The following is a 14753-nucleotide window of genomic DNA, read 5'->3' as shown; positions in this document are numbered from 1 at the left end:
CTGTTGACCGGCCGCACTACCACAGCTTCTGTTTACCGGGGCAGTGCATATCCTTTTTCGCTGCACGAAGCTCGGCAAAGCAGCCGCAAAGAGCGCACATACCGTTTGTCAGCTCGTCGCAGCTTCTGCACTTTTCAAGCCTTTCGGCGTAGGTGCGCTTGTCTGTCCTGACTGACTCGTCCAACAGGGAAATGCGCTCCTGCACCGAGCGGTAGAGCTCATCACCCTGCATATCTTCAAGCAGGCATCGCCTGCATATCACACTCATTTTACCGTGACAGCAACTACCGAGCAGGCAGGGAGAGTTACCTTGAGCCTGCCGTCAACTATCTGCGCATCGTAAGCCTTTGCTGTCACCTGCTCGGGCTTGTTAAAGTCGTTGAAGGCGTGTACCTCGGCAGTTATTATCTCAGCATCTGCTGTCTTTGCATCAAAGCCCAATATGTCAGCCTCTATCTCATAGCTCTCTGTAAGCGAGCAGTTAGAAAGAGTAACTGTCATCACGCCGTCCTTTACCGACACGCTCTGCGAAACAGCAGGCACGTTGAAGCTGCTTACAGTCTCGTTTTCAATGTGGCTGTAAACGAGCTCGCCCTCCTGATGACCCTTGAAGAGCTTGAATACATAGAAGGTCGGTGTCTTGACAAGCGCCTCGCCCTCGGTGAGTATCACCGACTGGAGCACGTTGACTGCCTGTGCTATGTTTGCCATTTTAACACGCTTTGAGTGAGCGTTGAAGGTGTTTAAGGATATAGCTGCGGTTATAGCATCACGCATGGCGTTCTGCTGGAAAAGGAAGCCGGGGTTTGTGCCGTCCTCAACATCGAACCAGTTGCCCCACTCGTCAACTATAAGCGCTACCTCGCCCTCGGGGTCGTAGCGGTTCATGACCTCGGTGTGGCGTGTTAGCAGCTCGTCTGTGAAATACACAGTGCCGAGAAGCCTGTAATAGTCCTCCTCGTCAAACTCTGTCGCCTTGCCCTTGTTGTTCCAGTCGGGTATAGAGTAAAAGTGCAGCGCAAGACCCTTTGCCTGCCAGCCGTAAGCGCCTTTGAGGTTCTTCATCATTACCTCTGTCCAGTTGTAGTCTGAGGAGCTCGGGCCGCAGGCTATCGGGTAGAGCTCGTTGCCGCTGTGGTTCTTGCAAAAGCTGCGGAACTGCTTGTAAAGCGAGGAATAGTATTCGGGCGTCATATTGCCTCCGCAGCCCCAGTTCTCGTTGCCGATGCCTAAGTATTTTAATTTCCATGCCTTGTCTCTGCCGTTTTTGCGCCTTTCGTCTGCCATGGGGCATATGCTGTCGGAGGTCATGTATTCTACCCACTTTGAGAGCTCCTCAACAGTGCCGCTGCCGACGTTGCCTGCTATGTAAGGCTCGCAGCCCACCTGCTCGCACAGGTCAAAAAACTCGTGCGTGCCGAAGCTGTTGTCTTCTGTCACGCCGCCCCAGTTGGTGTTTATCATCTTCGGGCGCTGTGATTTTTCGCCGATGCCGTCACGCCAGTGATACTCGTCTGCAAAGCAGCCGCCCGGCCAGCGCAGCACAGGCATACCTATCTCCTTGAAGGCCTCTACTATGTCGTTTCTGATACCCCTTGTGTTGGGTATCTCGCTGTCCTCACCGACGTATATACCATTATATATGCATCTGCCTAAGTGCTCGGTGAAGTTGCCGTAGATCTCACGGTTTATGTGCGATCTTTTGTCTCGTGTGTTGATAGTCATTTTCAGTGCCTTCATTGGAAAAGCCCTCCTTAAGATTTTTAAAATAGCTTGCTGTTATTATAGCATATTTTCCCCGTGATAGCAAGACAAAAATCACCTGTGTGAAAGATTTAATATTCTCATAAAAATTGAAGGCTGCCTGTCACTTGCTGCCCGTAGCATCTGCCGCAGCGCCGGCAGCTATCAGTGCGGCTGCAAAAATGTCTGCCGATCATACTTGTCAAAAAAGGTGAATTTGTGTTATAATTGGCTGCGTAAAAACAGCGTAAGAAATGAGCATAAAAGTTGTGTATATATATAGAAGACACGAAAGCGAGGTGCATGGCAGATGGAAGACAAGGACATAGTAGCGCTTTACTGGGAGCGTGATGAAAGAGCAATTGATGAGACTAAGACTAAATACGGGCATTACTGTATGAGCATTGCCAAGAACATTCTTTCAGCCCGTGAGGACGCTGAGGAGTGCGTGAATGACGGGTATCTCGGCACATGGAATGCCATACCGCCGCACAGACCGAAGCTGCTGTCGAGTTTATGGAAATGACACCGCAGAATGTCTTTGCAGCGTGGAAAGAATACAACGCTATCGGCGATGATGTGCAGCTTATAGGTGTAAGGACAGACAGTAACGGCACCGAAATTATCGACAGTAACACCGCACAGTACACGGCTGGTGATGAGTTTACTATGACAGTGACAGTCAGCGCAGGGCTTGAAAGCGTATTAAAAAACGATCCGCTGCTTGAACAGTCACTTGAAAAGACCATGACCTCCTATGGCGACCCTGATATCGAATATGATGGATTCACACTTGTATTTGATTGACATTTCACTTGCGATGATGTATAATCTAAAGTAATAAGTGATATGTTTTAAAAAGGAGACCGCCATGCTTATACCCGAAAATGAATTCTCTGCTCTGTTTGAAAAGGGCAAAATGACAATAACCCCCGGGCAGTATGCTTACTTTTGCGAGTATGCAAAAATGCTCGTGGATTGGAACGAAAAGATAAACCTCACCGCCATTACCGACCCGGAGGGGATAGCGCTCAAGCATTTTTATGACAGCGTTTACCCCTTCACGCTGTGCGAGGTGCCTAAGGGCGCTAAGGTGATAGATGTCGGCACGGGGGCAGGCTTTCCCTCCTGTCCGCTAAAGATAATGCGGGACGATATATCCCTGACCCTGCTTGACAGCCTGAACAAGCGCATAAAGTTCTTGCAGGAGCTGTCGCAAAGCTGCGGCCTCTCGGCTGAGTGCATACACTCCCGTGCGGAGGACGGCGGACATAATGCAGCGCTGCGTGAGAGCTTTGACATAGCCTGCGCAAGAGCCGTAGCGCCGATGTATGTGCTCTGTGAATACTGCCTGCCGTTTGTAAAGGTGGGCGGTGCGTTTACAGCGCTTAAGGGCAGCAGCGGCGCTGAGGAGCTCGGTGAAGCAAAGGAAGCCATAAAGCGCCTCGGCGGCAAGACCGAGCAGGTGACAGAATACACTCTCCCTAACGGCGACGGCAGGACGCTAATCGTCGTCCGCAAGGTAAGCGAGACCCCTGCAAAATATCCGAGGGCAAAGGCGAAGATAGTTAAATAAATAGACCGCAGGCTGTGAGTCTGCGGTTTTTGTTTGATTTTCACAGTTTTACAAGTAGTATTTTGGATAAATTCGTCTTGAAGAATTTAATTATATATGCTATAATAAAGTTACATTAATTATGAAGGAAGTGTTATTTTATGGTAAAGAAATTATTATCATCAGCCCTTGCGCTGTGCATGGTATTCGGCACGGCGGCGGTGCTGCCGGAGGGGGCTGTGGAGTTTGGCACGCAGATAGAGGCGAGGGCGGATTATGTATACACCGATACATATGACGGCTTTGAATACGAATACTCATCAAACGATGACAGTGTTGCTATTATAACCGGATATACGAAAAAGGATACGGCGTCTGTAACTATACCTTCGGTCATCAATGGTAAACGAGTTACAAAGATCAGCTATCTTGCCTTTGGCTTCCATAATGAGGTCGAAAGCATAACTATCTCTGATGGCATCACAGAAATTATCCAAGGCGCATTTTCAGGCTGCGAAAACCTTACAAGTATAACAATACCTGACAGTGTGAAAATAATCGGTGATTACCCATTTGACAAATGTAAAAAGCTTAAAACAATTAATTTGGGCAAAGAGAACAGTGCTTTTGTTTTCAGCAACGGGTTGCTTTACAGTAAAGATACCAAAATGCTCATATGCTGTCTTCCTGCGGTCGCACCTGAAAATGTAACGATACCTGAAGGCATAGAAGTTATCTGCCCCTTGGCGTTTGACGGCTGTGAAAATGTCAAGACCATAAAGATGCCCGAGAGCTTAAAGAGCATTGAGGGATATGCGTTTCAGGGGTGTACAAACCTTAAAAGAATTAAACTGCCCGACAGCTTATCAGAAATAAATGTGTTAGCATTTGAAAGTTACCCGGGTGTAAAACCTATGGGCTTAAAAAGAATAGAAGTCGGACAAGGTAGTAAGTATTTTTCGTCAATTGACGGTTCGCTTTACAGCAAAGACGGAAAGAACCTGATATGGTCTTCCAAAAAAAGCATAAACTATGCGGAAGTATCAGGTCTTAAAAACCGCCACTACACCGGCAAAGCTATCAAGCAGACCCCTGTAGTAAAAGTCGCCGGCAAGACGCTGAAAGCAGGCACAGACTATACAGTCTCCTACAAAAACAATAAGGCAGTAGGCACGGCTACAGTCACCATAACCGGCAAGGGCGCATACACAGGCACAGTCAAGGCTACCTTCAAGATATGCCCGAAGAAGACCACCCTCAAAACTGCAAAATCTCCAAAGACCAAGCAGCTGAAAGTGACCTACAGCAAGGTCGCAGGCGTGACCGGGTATCAGGTGACTTACTCGACAAGCTCGAAGTTTACCAAGGCTACCACAAAGTCGGTAAACGTCAAGGGTACAAGCAAGACTATCAGCAAGCTCACCAAGGGCAAGACATATTATGTCAAGGTCCGCAGCTACAAGACAGTTGACGGCAAGAAGTATTACAGCGGATATTCGGCTGTAAAGAAAGTCAAGGTAAAATAAGCATCACGGGGCAGACATAAGCGCAGTGGCGGTAAAGAAGTATTTGCATATCAGGCTATATATGCGCCACTGCTAAAATAATAAAGAAGAAAGAATAAATAAGAAATAAAAATAAAGGTATCGCCTTCGGCGATGATATTTTTGATCATCGACCGCAGGTCGATACCTTTATTATTCATTATTCTTTTTTCTTTATTCTTTCTTCTTTTAGCAGGCGCTGAACAAAGCTCTGCCCATTAAACTTCTTCATTGCGCCTGCGCTTAAGCGTCTGCCCTTTTTGTTTACCGGCTGTTGACATTTACTGGCATCGGGTGTATAATGAGAAAAAAAGGAGGAGGCAGCCATAAAAAAGCATTTTTAGCAGCACTTTGCAGCAGACAAGGACACCACGCTTGACGAGATGAAGGCGTTTGCAAAGGCACTCAGCTTCTGACAAAGGAGGAACACTATGACCGTTGAACAGGCAATGAAAGAGATACCCCTCGGGCGCTACCGCCATTTCAAGGGGAATGAATACGAAGTATTGGCAATAGCGAAGCACACCGAGACGCTTGAAACGGTGGTCGTGTACAAAGCGCTCTACGGCGAGGGCGGCATCTGGGTGCGTCCTGCCGATATGTGGAACGAGCCCGCCTCAGACGGCAGCGGCAGGAAAAGGTTTGAAAAAATATAAGGGAGGCCTGATGCCTCCCTTTTTGTTATTTTACCTTGACTTTCTTGACTGCGCTGTATCCGCTGTAGAACTTTGTCTTGCCGACTGTCTTATAGCTGCGGACTTTGACATAGTAGGTCTTGCCCTTTGTCAGCTTAGATATCGTCTTGGAAGTGCCCTTGACGTTTACAGACTTGGTAGTCGCCTTTGTAAATTTAGCACTTGTCGAGTAAGTAACCTGATACCCGGTCACGCCTGCGACCTTGCTGTAGGTGACTTTGAGCTGCTTTGTCTTGGGTGATTTTACAGATTTGAGGGTGGTCTTCTTGGGGCAGATCTTGAATGTCTTGCTGACTGTGCCCGTGTATGCGCCCTTGCCGGTTATGGTGACAGTCGCAGTACCTACGGCCTTGTTGTTCTTGTAGGTTACGGTGTAGTCTGTGCCGGATTTGAGCGTCTTGCCCGAGAGCTTGACTACAGGGGTCTGCTTGATAGCCTTGCCGGTGTAGGTCTTGTTGGAAAGACTGCTTACTGTAGCCTTTGCGATACTTGTGCGGACAAGCTTTGCAGTGTAGGTGTCCTTATAGCTGTCACCGCAGGAGCAGGTGTGGAGGGTGTAGCCCTGTGCGTCGTAGGTGGGCTTTATGACCTTGGTGGTGTAGGAATGGGTGTGGGCAGGCTTGTCTAAGAGTTCATATTTGATGTTATTTTCTTTGGCGTATTTTTCGGCGGCAGAACCGGATTTGCACTTGATAACAGTATTGGGATTTTTCAATATTTCTCCCGTAAATCTGTCTGTTTTTTCCCCGAAGATATATCCTATTGCCTTTTCACCTATTTGGGTAACACTTGACGGTATCTCAATACTTTTTAGATTATTGCAATCAAAGAATGCATAATCCGATATTGCAGTAACACCGTCAGGTATCACGATATCTGTAAAACTCTTACACTCATAAAATGCACCTCCGTCAATGGTCTTTAAACCACTTGGAAGCACTACATTTTTTAGCTTTGTACATCCTAAAAATGCGTTTATACCGATCTTAGTTAAGCATTTGGGCATATTTATGCTTTCAAGAGCTGAGCATTCGTAAAAGGCATACATTGTCAGATCTTCAATTGAATCAGACAAAGTAATGCTTTTCAGGTTTTTACAATCATTGAATGCCATAGCATCTATGATCGTTATAGTTTCAGGCAGTATTATACTTGTAAGACTAGTATTCTCAAATGCATAGCTTTCTATGGCGGTTACTTTTTTTCCGTCTATCTCTGACGGAACTCTTAACGTTTGGGCTTTTCCATTATATTCTTTTATTATAACCGAACCGTCATCACGTAAACCATAAGTATAATCACCAAATACCAAGACTTCTTCCTCTTGGTATTCTTCATCTTCATAATCGTCCTCATCATTTGCACTCGCCACAATATCCGAGCCAAGCTCCACAGCCCCCTCCGGCAATACCGCCGCAGTACCGAAAACCATGCACAGTGCAAGGGCTGATGATAATATCTTCTTAAGCATACAAAACACTCCTTTTTATAATACCGGCTGTTATTATCTGACAAAACAGCCCCGACACACATCGGGGCTGAGACGATATCCTATTACTTTATGTAGCTCTTGAACTCGTCGTTCTCCTTCTGGAGGGCAGCTATCTGTGACTCTATGTCAGCAGCCTCGGCCTCAGCCTTAACCTTCTCGGAGGCTATCTGGTCTGCTTCCTCTCTGAGCTTGGCTATCTGAGCCTCTATCTCGCCGACTCTTGCAGCGACGGAATCAACGCTTGCCTTAGCGTCCTCAGCCTTCTTTTCAAGCTCTGCTATCTTGTCCTCGTTATCCTTTATCTGAAGCTCTGCGAACTTCCTCATTTTTTCCATAGGTGTCATAGAATCGTCCTCCTCTATATTATAATCGGTAGTATCCTCCTCGCTGTCCTCAACCTCGCTTGTGGAAGCTGCAAACGGCGATGTGAATGAGGAGGTGAATGCAGGAGCCTCGGGCTCTGCTGTCTCCTCGGGCTGAGCTTCTGCTGTTTCCTCAGCCTGTGCTTCTGCCTCGGCTGCCTCAGGTGCATCGGCCATTTCAGCCACCGGAGCACCAAGATCGCTTATCTCGGGCAGTGAAGCGCTTGGGATCTCGAAGTTATCAGCAGATCTTTCCTCTATGCTCTTCTCGACCTCTTCCTCGGTCTCGTGAGCTGTAGCAGGGGTCTTGGGGATATCCGATTCAAATACCAGATCATTCACGTCCGGAACTGTGAGCTCGTCCATAGTCGGGTTCTCCGGAACGGGATCGTATACAGGGGGAACATATTCCTGTTCAAGGTCTGCAACAGATACAGGTGCAGAAGACACAGCATCGGAAGCGCTGTTTCCTGTGAGCAGGTCTGTGCTTTCCTTGACCTTGGGGCCGTCGTAGTCGGGACCTGTCTTGAAGGATTCCTTCTTTGCAGTCTCAGCAGCCTCCTTGCGTCTGAAATGCTCGTCCATAACTACAGATACTGCTGCAACATCAGCAGGTGTGCAGTTAAGGAATGCGCATATATCCTTCGGGCTCCTGCCCTTCTTTATCATAGATGCTATACCGGCAACGCTTCTGTCGATAAAGCCCTCATCGTCCATATCGAGGTTGAGCATCGAGCTTGATGCATCAGCCGCCGGCTCCTCCTTCTTGCCTCTGCCGAAGAAGCCGCCTATGCCGCCCTTCTTTGCAGGCTTTTCAGGCTCTATATCGTGCTTTCTCTCAGGCTGCACATAGTTCTGATAATCGGGGAAATGCTTTTCAAGTATATTGGGGATATTGCCCTTGGGGATCTCCATAACTCTGGCGATCTCGTCAACAGAGCAGCCCTCCTTATAAAGTCTTACGATCTTTTCGCTTGTGCTTTCGTTTTTTCTTGCCAAAAGAACCATTCCTTTCCGGATATATTTTCGCCGTGCAAAACGGCAGCACACAAAACAAAATCTTACCTTAATATTATACTATATTTGCTCTTAATATACAAGTAATATTTTATACAAATTTCACCACAGATTTAGGTGCAGTATTCACAATTAAAGAAACAGCCTTGTATAACTATTACACAAAATAGCTTCTCACCGTGTAATAACGGGGCTGATAGGGCGGCTATCAGGTGCTGCGGAAAAATTTTTCAAAGGCTATTGACATATGATGTAAAAGATGGTATAATAAAATCAAACAAATGAACAAGTATTCATATGTTACAAGAAAGGATGATCTATATAATGAAAAAGACTTATGCTATCGAGGTAGACTGCGCAAACTGTGCACATAAAATGGAGCAGGCAGCCAAGAAGACCGAGGGTGTCAAGGACGCATCGGTAAACTTCATGGCACTTAAGATGAAGGTCGAGTTTGACGAGGGCGCTGATGAGCAGGCAGTTATGAAAAGCGTGCTCAAAGCCTGCCGAAAGGTCGAGCCCGACTGCGAGATAGAATTTTAAGATATGACAAGAAAGCAGAAAAAGACCCTTACCAGGATAATCATAGCGCTCGTGCTGCTCGTGGCGGTGTCGGTCGTTGACCATTTTGCAGAGCCTGCGTGGTATGTGCAGCTTCTGATGTATCTTGCGCCCTATTTTGTGATAGGGTATGACATACTGATAAAGGCGTTCAAGGGTATTTTAAACGGCCAGGTGCTCGATGAGAATTTCCTCATGGCGGTGGCGACTATCGGCGCTATGGCGCTCGGTGAATACCGTGAGGGCTCGGCTGTTATGCTTTTTTACCAGATAGGCGAGCTTTTCCAGGGCATAGCCGTCGGCAGGAGCAGAAAGAACATCGCAGCGCTCATGGATATCCGCCCCGACTGCGCCTTTGTGGAAACTGAGCAAGGCGTGGAGGAGGCTGACCCTGACGATGTAGAGGTCGGCAGCATTATCGTTGTCAAGCCCGGCGAGAAGATACCGATAGACGGTGTTATCATCGAGGGCGACACGACGCTCAACACCTCGGCGCTCACCGGCGAGAGTATGCCTGTTGATGCGATTCAGGGCGACAATGTGCAGAGCGGCAGCATAAACCTCACCGCTCTCATTAGAGTCAAAACGACAAAGCCCTTCGGCGAATCGACTGTGTCGAAGATACTCGAGCTTGTTGAAAACTCGGGTGAGCGCAAGTCAAGGTCGGAAAACTTCATAACCAAGTTTGCAAGATACTATACCCCGGCGGTGTGCATATCGGCGCTTTTGCTGGGTGTCGGCGTGCCGCTTGTGAGAATGCTCACCGGCAGCAGCGCAATGTTTGGCGAGTGGATATCAAGAGCGCTTACCTTCCTTGTTATCAGCTGCCCGTGTGCGCTGGTGATAAGCATACCGCTCAGCTTCTTTGCAGCTATCGGCGGTGCAGGCAGTGAGGGCATACTTATAAAGGGCGGCGAATTCATCGAAACGCTGTCAAAGACAAAATACGTCGTGTTCGACAAGACGGGTACTATGACCAGGGGCGTGTTCGAGGTCGTGGGTATCCACCACAGCAGCATCGAGGAGGAAAAGCTGCTCGAGATAGCCGCACTTGCCGAGCAGAATTCAAACCACCCGATAGCAAAGAGCATCGTGCGTGCCTGCAAGTCGCTGCCTGACAGCAGCAGGCTGTCAAAGGTCTCGGAATTTGCAGGTGAGGGCGTGTGCGCTGTTATCGACGGGCGTGAGATATACGTCGGCAACGACAAGCTGATGAAGCGTGCGGGCGCAGACTACACCGAATGTCACAGCGCAGGCACCGTGATACACATATCCTCTGAAAGCGAATATATGGGGCATATAGTAGTCGCAGATGTGCTCAAACCCACCTCCCGTGAGGCGATAAAGCAGCTCGGTGAAGCAGGCATCTCGCAGACTGTCATGCTCACGGGCGACGGCGAGCGTGCAGCAGAGGCCGCAGCAAAGGAGCTCGGCATTGACAAGCTCTACAGCCGCCTTATGCCGGCAGACAAGGTGGATAAGGTCGAGGAGCTGCTCGCACAGAAGCCATCGGGCGCAGCACTCGCATTCGTGGGCGACGGCATAAACGATGCCCCTGTGCTCACCCGTGCCGATATCGGCATAGCTATGGGCGCTCTCGGCTCTGATGCGGCTATCGAGGCTGCCGATGTCGTGCTCATGGACGATGACCCGGTAAAGATAGCAAAGGCCATTCGCCTTTCAAGACGCTGTATGTGTATAGTTTATGAAAATATAGTGTTCGCTATAGGAGTAAAGCTCATCTGTCTGCTGCTCGGAGCGCTCGGTATAGCCAATATGTGGATAGCGATATTCGCAGATGTGGGAGTAATGGTGCTCGCTGTGCTCAACGCTGTGAGAATGCTCTCCAAAAACAAGTGACCCGACTGTGTTTTTCCATGGCGGACATAGTGGCAAGATGTTCTGACAAAATGATGTAAGACTGCTCTTTTCACGGGGGCAGTCTTTTTGTTGTGTATCTGCACAAAATACATGGTTACAATTTGTAGCAGTTCACAATTCGTTAATGATGTTAAAATATTGATACAAATTTATATAATGTTATGGTTAAATCGGTGACACTGTTGTTATATTTTTTATATACGAATGTGATAGTTTGGTGTATAATGTAATCGTTCACAAACGGCAACTCCGTAATGCTTGCGGAGAATTTATATTAATTGGAGGAAAATCACTATGAAACTGAGGAAAATTTTTGTTGGTATGACAGCAGCAGCTCTCGCACTTTCGATGCTTACAGTAAGCGCTTCGGCTGCTACAGATCTTGGCTCTGTTGCATATCCTACAGAGGACAACAAGGAAGTTAACGACGCATACTACAGCGTAGGTGCTATGGGCTTCTTCATGAGCCAGAAGTGGAACTGGAACCAGAGCGAGTGGATCGGCATCAACGACGAGGGCGTTATCAACGTAGAGTTCTCCATAGGTGCTCCTATGGCAGATACAACTATGTCCGGTAAGGGTACTCTCGGCGATATGGGTATCATGCTCCTCAACCTCCCTGCAGACGGCTATCCCTACAATGTAGAGATCACAGACGCTAAGTTCGTTGCAGAGGACGGCACAGAGACTGTTCTTGATACAGTAAACGCTATCACAGAGGCTACAGAGGATCCTGAGGGCGGCTTCAGAATCCACATCCGTCCGCTGGACGAAGTAGACGAGGAGACAGGCGAAGTTAAGAAGAAGGCTTGCCCTGAGGTCGCAGGCTGGGATAAGGAAGGCGCATTCAACGGCGGCGTTCTCTCTATGACAATAAACCTTGACCCGAACGGCGTTCTCTCCGGTGCAGCTGACGGCGGCGACGCTGATGCTGATGCAGACGCAGACGCAGACGCTGATGCAGACTCTGACGCTGATGCTGATGCAGACGCTGATGCTGATGCTGATGCTGATGCTGATGCAGACGCTGATGCAGATGCTGATGCAGACGCTGACGCTGATGACGGCAACGCTAACGAGTCAACAGGCGGCTCAACAGGCGGCTCAACAGGCGGCAGCACAGCAGGCGCTGGCACAACAACAGGCGGCAGCACAGGTACAGGCACAGGCGCAGCTACAGGTAACACAACAACAGGTGTTGCTTCCAACACTATACTCGCAGCTATGGCTATGGCAGCTGCAGGCGTGATCGCAAGCAAGAAGAGAAAGTAATTTCGGAGGAAAATAAATGAAAGCATTTAAAAGAGTCCTTGCCGGTGTAGTGGCTATGTCCTCAGCACTGAGCATAGCAGCTTGCGGCAACAGCAGCTCAAGCGATTCTTCCTCGATGCCCGAGAAGGAGCTCAAGGAGGATCAGCAGCAGATAGTACAGCGTCTTGCTGACAGCATAAAGGAGCCCAGAAAGCTCGACAACACAACTATCAAGTGGTTCTCTCACTGGGATATCAACCCCACAGAGAGCGAGGATAAGGAGATAGGTGTTGACCTTGCACTCTTCAAGACAAAGTATGACGGTAAGATCGAGTGGATGCAGACCACATGGGACAACTACTTCGATGATCTTGCCAAGAACGTTATGGCTAACTCATCGCCTGACTTTATCGGCGCTGATGATATGAACGTATTCCCTAAGTGCGCTATCAAGGAAATGATCGAGCCTATAGAGGATTACATCGACTACTCCAGTGAGCTCTGGGCACCTATGAAGACAGCTGCTGACAAGTTCATCTTCGACGGCAAGCACTATGTAGGCGTTGTAAGAGTTGACCCCAGCTACATCTGGATCTACAATAAGAAGATAATCGACGATATCGGTATGGACGATCCTGCTCAGCTCTGGAAAGAGGGTAAGTGGAACTGGGATACCATGAGCGAGATGTGCATCGACTTCACAAACGCTGAGGAAGATAAGTACGCTCTCGACGGCTGGTACTATGAGAACGCTCTCCTTGAATCTACAGGCCTCCCGCTCATAGATATGAAGGATGGTAAGATAGTTAACAACATCAAGGCTCCCGAGCTTGCAAAGGCTGAGAACATGATGTATGAGCTTCAGAAGAATGAGGTCGTTTATCCTAAGGATCAGCACGACTGGAAGGTAAGAGGCGATGTATTCGGTACAGGTCTTGCATCCGGCCTTACACTCTTCTATCCTATCGGCTTCTGGGGCATTGAGAACGCTCCTTCGTCAACTGAGCCTTACGGCAACATCGCTGACGACGAGGTAATGTTCGTTCCTGTTCCGTGTGCAGCTGATTCTGATGCACAGTATATTCCTTCAAGAATACACGCATTCTGCCTTGCTAAGGGCTGCTCTAACCCTGAGGGCGTTGCAGCTTGGCTCGACTGCACAAGATATGCAGAGATCGACGAGGCAGCTCATCAGATCACACTTGACCAGCTCGCAGAGGACTACGGCTGGACACAGGAAATGCTCGACATGAGAGACGAGATCTACAAGATGGCTGAGGAGCATCCTGTATTTGAGTTCGCTCAGGGCGTATCACAGGATATCTCCAACCTGACAGATAACATAATCAAGGGCACAATGAACCCGGCCGGTACACACACATGGACAGAGCTCGTTGAAGAAAACGAGAAGGCACTTGATTACTACATCCAGAAGGAGCAGGAATCCATTAAGAAGTAATTCAGCCAAATCTTTATTTAATTAAGCTTTTAGAGACTTCATAAAGCTTCCTTCAATTAGCCGGTCACGGCAAAGCATGGTACCGCACAGTTTACCCAAAAGGCAGGCTGTGCGGTATCTTCTTTATGAAGGGGCGGCATACGTATCAAAAATATGATACTTTATATCAAAAATGCGAGTGTAATTTTAAGGTAAAATGATTAATAATCAAATAAGAGAAATATTTACGGAAATAACCATTTACAAATTGTTTAAAATGTGGTATAATGGTTATAGCTAAAACATGGTAAGAATATTTGGAAAAGGGGGTATTGCTGTGAGCATCAACAAGGAGCTTGCTCAGAGGGAATTCATACAGCGTGAATACGGCAAGCTGCACTCGCCATACGAGAAGGAGCTTGAATTCTACGGTGCGGTCGCATCAGGTGATATCGAGCGTGTAAAGTCGCTCTATACGCCGCTTGCTGTTGAGGGCTACGGCAAGCTGAGCGAAGACCCGATCAGAAATATGAAATACCACCTGATAATAACCATAGCGCTTATCGCACGCTTCTGTATCGAGGCAGGGATGCCTACAGAGACTTCCTATACGATAAGCGACATATTCATAAACCGCCTTGATGTAAGCGAGACAGAAGCTGAGCTCGGGCAGATACACCAGGAGGTTTTCCTGGAATACGCTAAGAGAATGCAGACTGTAAGCTCGGGCGAGGCGTATTCAAAGCATATACTTATGTGCCTTGACCTTATCTATGATAATATCTATAGCGGCGTGAGGGTGTCTGAGCTTGCTGACAGACTGGGGCTCTCGGCGCAGTATCTGTCGAAGCTGTTCAGACAGGAGGTCGGCGTGACGATCTCCGAATTTATAATGTCACGAAGGATACAGGCGGCGGAGAATATGCTTAAGTATAGCGATTATTCGTCAATTGATATTGGTAATTACCTTAATTTCAGCTCGCATAGCCACTTTATCTCGGCGTTTCGTAAGCATACAGGACTAACACCGAAACAGTATAGAGAGGAATTCTTCCGTGTGAATTGGAAGAGTAACCATGAAACGTAAAAATTGCACCGCACATATAACGTGCGGTGTTTTTGTGTATATAGGAAAGAAAAAAGATGGAATAAAAGAGAAAAGATAGACCCAATAAAGAACAAGGGTCAAAAAGGTTTTTTGTCAAACTTTTTTC

General features: G+C 47.9%; 14 protein-coding genes. 10 read left to right on the top strand and 4 right to left on the bottom strand.

Features of this window, described 5'->3' with window-relative positions; all coding sequences use genetic code 11:
• Nucleotides 1–16: 16 nt before the first annotated feature.
• Both CD05_RS0114100 and CD05_RS0114095 read right to left on the bottom strand, forming a co-directional pair.
• Nucleotides 17–268 (bottom strand): DUF6171 family protein, encoded by a 252-nt coding sequence (locus CD05_RS0114100; RefSeq protein WP_028511019.1) that lies wholly within the window; start codon nt 266–268, stop codon nt 17–19.
• Nucleotides 265–1740 (bottom strand): alpha-L-arabinofuranosidase C-terminal domain-containing protein, encoded by a 1476-nt coding sequence (locus CD05_RS0114095; protein WP_028511018.1) that lies wholly within the window; start codon nt 1738–1740, stop codon nt 265–267. The genes CD05_RS0114100 and CD05_RS0114095 overlap by 4 nt, the downstream gene beginning before the upstream one ends.
• Before the next feature lie 313 nt (nt 1741–2053).
• On the opposite strand from CD05_RS0114095, the gene CD05_RS18865 reads away from it, so the two are divergent.
• From CD05_RS18865 to CD05_RS0114070, 5 genes are all read left to right on the top strand, one after another.
• Entirely contained in the window at nt 2054–2269 is a 216-nt protein-coding gene (locus CD05_RS18865) for a sigma factor (protein WP_051589043.1), read from the top strand.
• Nucleotides 2215–2550 (top strand): hypothetical protein, encoded by a 336-nt coding sequence (locus CD05_RS18860; RefSeq protein ID WP_198021600.1) that lies wholly within the window; start codon nt 2215–2217, stop codon nt 2548–2550. Before CD05_RS18865 ends, CD05_RS18860 begins: the two co-directional genes overlap by 55 nt.
• 64 nt (nt 2551–2614) lie before the next feature.
• On the top strand, nt 2615–3319 hold the full coding sequence (gene rsmG, locus CD05_RS0114080; RefSeq protein WP_028511016.1) for a 16S rRNA (guanine(527)-N(7))-methyltransferase RsmG: 705 nt from the start codon (nt 2615–2617) through the stop codon (nt 3317–3319).
• Nucleotides 3320–3459: 140 nt separating this feature from the next.
• Nucleotides 3460–4824 (top strand): fibronectin type III domain-containing protein, encoded by a 1365-nt coding sequence (locus tag CD05_RS18855; RefSeq protein ID WP_037323040.1) that lies wholly within the window; start codon nt 3460–3462, stop codon nt 4822–4824.
• A gap of 449 nt (nt 4825–5273) precedes the next feature.
• Nucleotides 5274–5498, top strand: a complete 225-nt coding sequence (locus CD05_RS0114070) for a DUF1653 domain-containing protein (protein ID WP_242841272.1) — start codon at nt 5274–5276, stop codon at nt 5496–5498.
• A 25-nt stretch (nt 5499–5523) separates the two neighbouring features.
• On the opposite strand, the gene CD05_RS0114065 is transcribed toward CD05_RS0114070, so the two are convergent.
• Entirely contained in the window at nt 5524–7008 is a 1485-nt protein-coding gene (locus CD05_RS0114065; protein WP_028511014.1) for a leucine-rich repeat protein, read from the bottom strand.
• An 83-nt stretch (nt 7009–7091) separates the two neighbouring features.
• Nucleotides 7092–8390, bottom strand: a complete 1299-nt coding sequence (locus CD05_RS0114060; RefSeq protein WP_028511013.1) for a hypothetical protein — start codon at nt 8388–8390, stop codon at nt 7092–7094.
• Between the two features lie 342 nt (nt 8391–8732).
• Between CD05_RS0114060 and CD05_RS0114055 the strand changes: the two genes are divergently transcribed.
• The 5 genes from CD05_RS0114055 to CD05_RS0114035 all read left to right on the top strand — a co-directional run bounded on the left by CD05_RS0114055 (nt 8733) and on the right by CD05_RS0114035 (nt 14626).
• Nucleotides 8733–8951 (top strand): cation transporter, encoded by a 219-nt coding sequence (locus CD05_RS0114055; protein WP_028511012.1) that lies wholly within the window; start codon nt 8733–8735, stop codon nt 8949–8951.
• Nucleotides 8952–8954: 3 nt separating this feature from the next.
• Nucleotides 8955–10829 carry a heavy metal translocating P-type ATPase gene (locus CD05_RS0114050; RefSeq protein WP_028511011.1) on the top strand — a complete coding sequence of 625 codons (1875 nt, stop codon included), beginning with the start codon at nt 8955–8957 and terminating at the stop codon, nt 10827–10829.
• 315 nt (nt 10830–11144) lie between these two features.
• Nucleotides 11145–12122: a hypothetical protein gene (locus CD05_RS0114045; protein WP_028511010.1), complete on the top strand. Its 978-nt coding sequence runs from the start codon at nt 11145–11147 to the stop codon at nt 12120–12122.
• Nucleotides 12123–12138: 16 nt separating this feature from the next.
• Nucleotides 12139–13560: an extracellular solute-binding protein gene (locus CD05_RS0114040; RefSeq protein ID WP_028511009.1), complete on the top strand. Its 1422-nt coding sequence runs from the start codon at nt 12139–12141 to the stop codon at nt 13558–13560.
• A 316-nt stretch (nt 13561–13876) separates the two neighbouring features.
• Nucleotides 13877–14626 carry a helix-turn-helix domain-containing protein gene (locus CD05_RS0114035; RefSeq protein WP_028511008.1) on the top strand — a complete coding sequence of 250 codons (750 nt, stop codon included), beginning with the start codon at nt 13877–13879 and terminating at the stop codon, nt 14624–14626.
• The last annotated feature ends 127 nt before the right edge of the window (nt 14627–14753 follow it).

It is taken from the genome of Ruminococcus sp. NK3A76 (genome assembly GCF_000686125.1).
GTDB lineage: Bacteria > Bacillota > Clostridia > Oscillospirales > Ruminococcaceae > NK3A76.
The sequence above is the reverse complement of the archived record's forward strand: the minus strand, read 5'-3'. Positions and strand labels throughout refer to the sequence as shown.

Bases quoted from the DNA above. Each gene is read 5' to 3' on its own strand.
- CD05_RS0114100 (WP_028511019.1), bottom strand. From the start codon at position 268: ATGAGTGTGATATGCAGGCGATGCCTGCTTGAAGATATGCAGGGTGAT.
- CD05_RS0114095 (WP_028511018.1), bottom strand. From the start codon at position 1,740: ATGAAGGCACTGAAAATGACTATCAACACACGAGACAAAAGATCGCAC.
- CD05_RS18865 (WP_051589043.1), top strand. From the start codon at position 2,054: ATGGAAGACAAGGACATAGTAGCGCTTTACTGGGAGCGTGATGAAAGA.
- CD05_RS18860 (WP_198021600.1), top strand. From the start codon at position 2,215: ATGGAATGCCATACCGCCGCACAGACCGAAGCTGCTGTCGAGTTTATG.
- rsmG (WP_028511016.1), top strand. From the start codon at position 2,615: ATGCTTATACCCGAAAATGAATTCTCTGCTCTGTTTGAAAAGGGCAAA.
- CD05_RS18855 (WP_037323040.1), top strand. From the start codon at position 3,460: ATGGTAAAGAAATTATTATCATCAGCCCTTGCGCTGTGCATGGTATTC.
- CD05_RS0114070 (WP_242841272.1), top strand. From the start codon at position 5,274: ATGACCGTTGAACAGGCAATGAAAGAGATACCCCTCGGGCGCTACCGC.
- CD05_RS0114065 (WP_028511014.1), bottom strand. From the start codon at position 7,008: ATGCTTAAGAAGATATTATCATCAGCCCTTGCACTGTGCATGGTTTTC.
- CD05_RS0114055 (WP_028511012.1), top strand. From the start codon at position 8,733: ATGAAAAAGACTTATGCTATCGAGGTAGACTGCGCAAACTGTGCACAT.
- CD05_RS0114050 (WP_028511011.1), top strand. From the start codon at position 8,955: ATGACAAGAAAGCAGAAAAAGACCCTTACCAGGATAATCATAGCGCTC.
- CD05_RS0114045 (WP_028511010.1), top strand. From the start codon at position 11,145: ATGAAACTGAGGAAAATTTTTGTTGGTATGACAGCAGCAGCTCTCGCA.
- CD05_RS0114040 (WP_028511009.1), top strand. From the start codon at position 12,139: ATGAAAGCATTTAAAAGAGTCCTTGCCGGTGTAGTGGCTATGTCCTCA.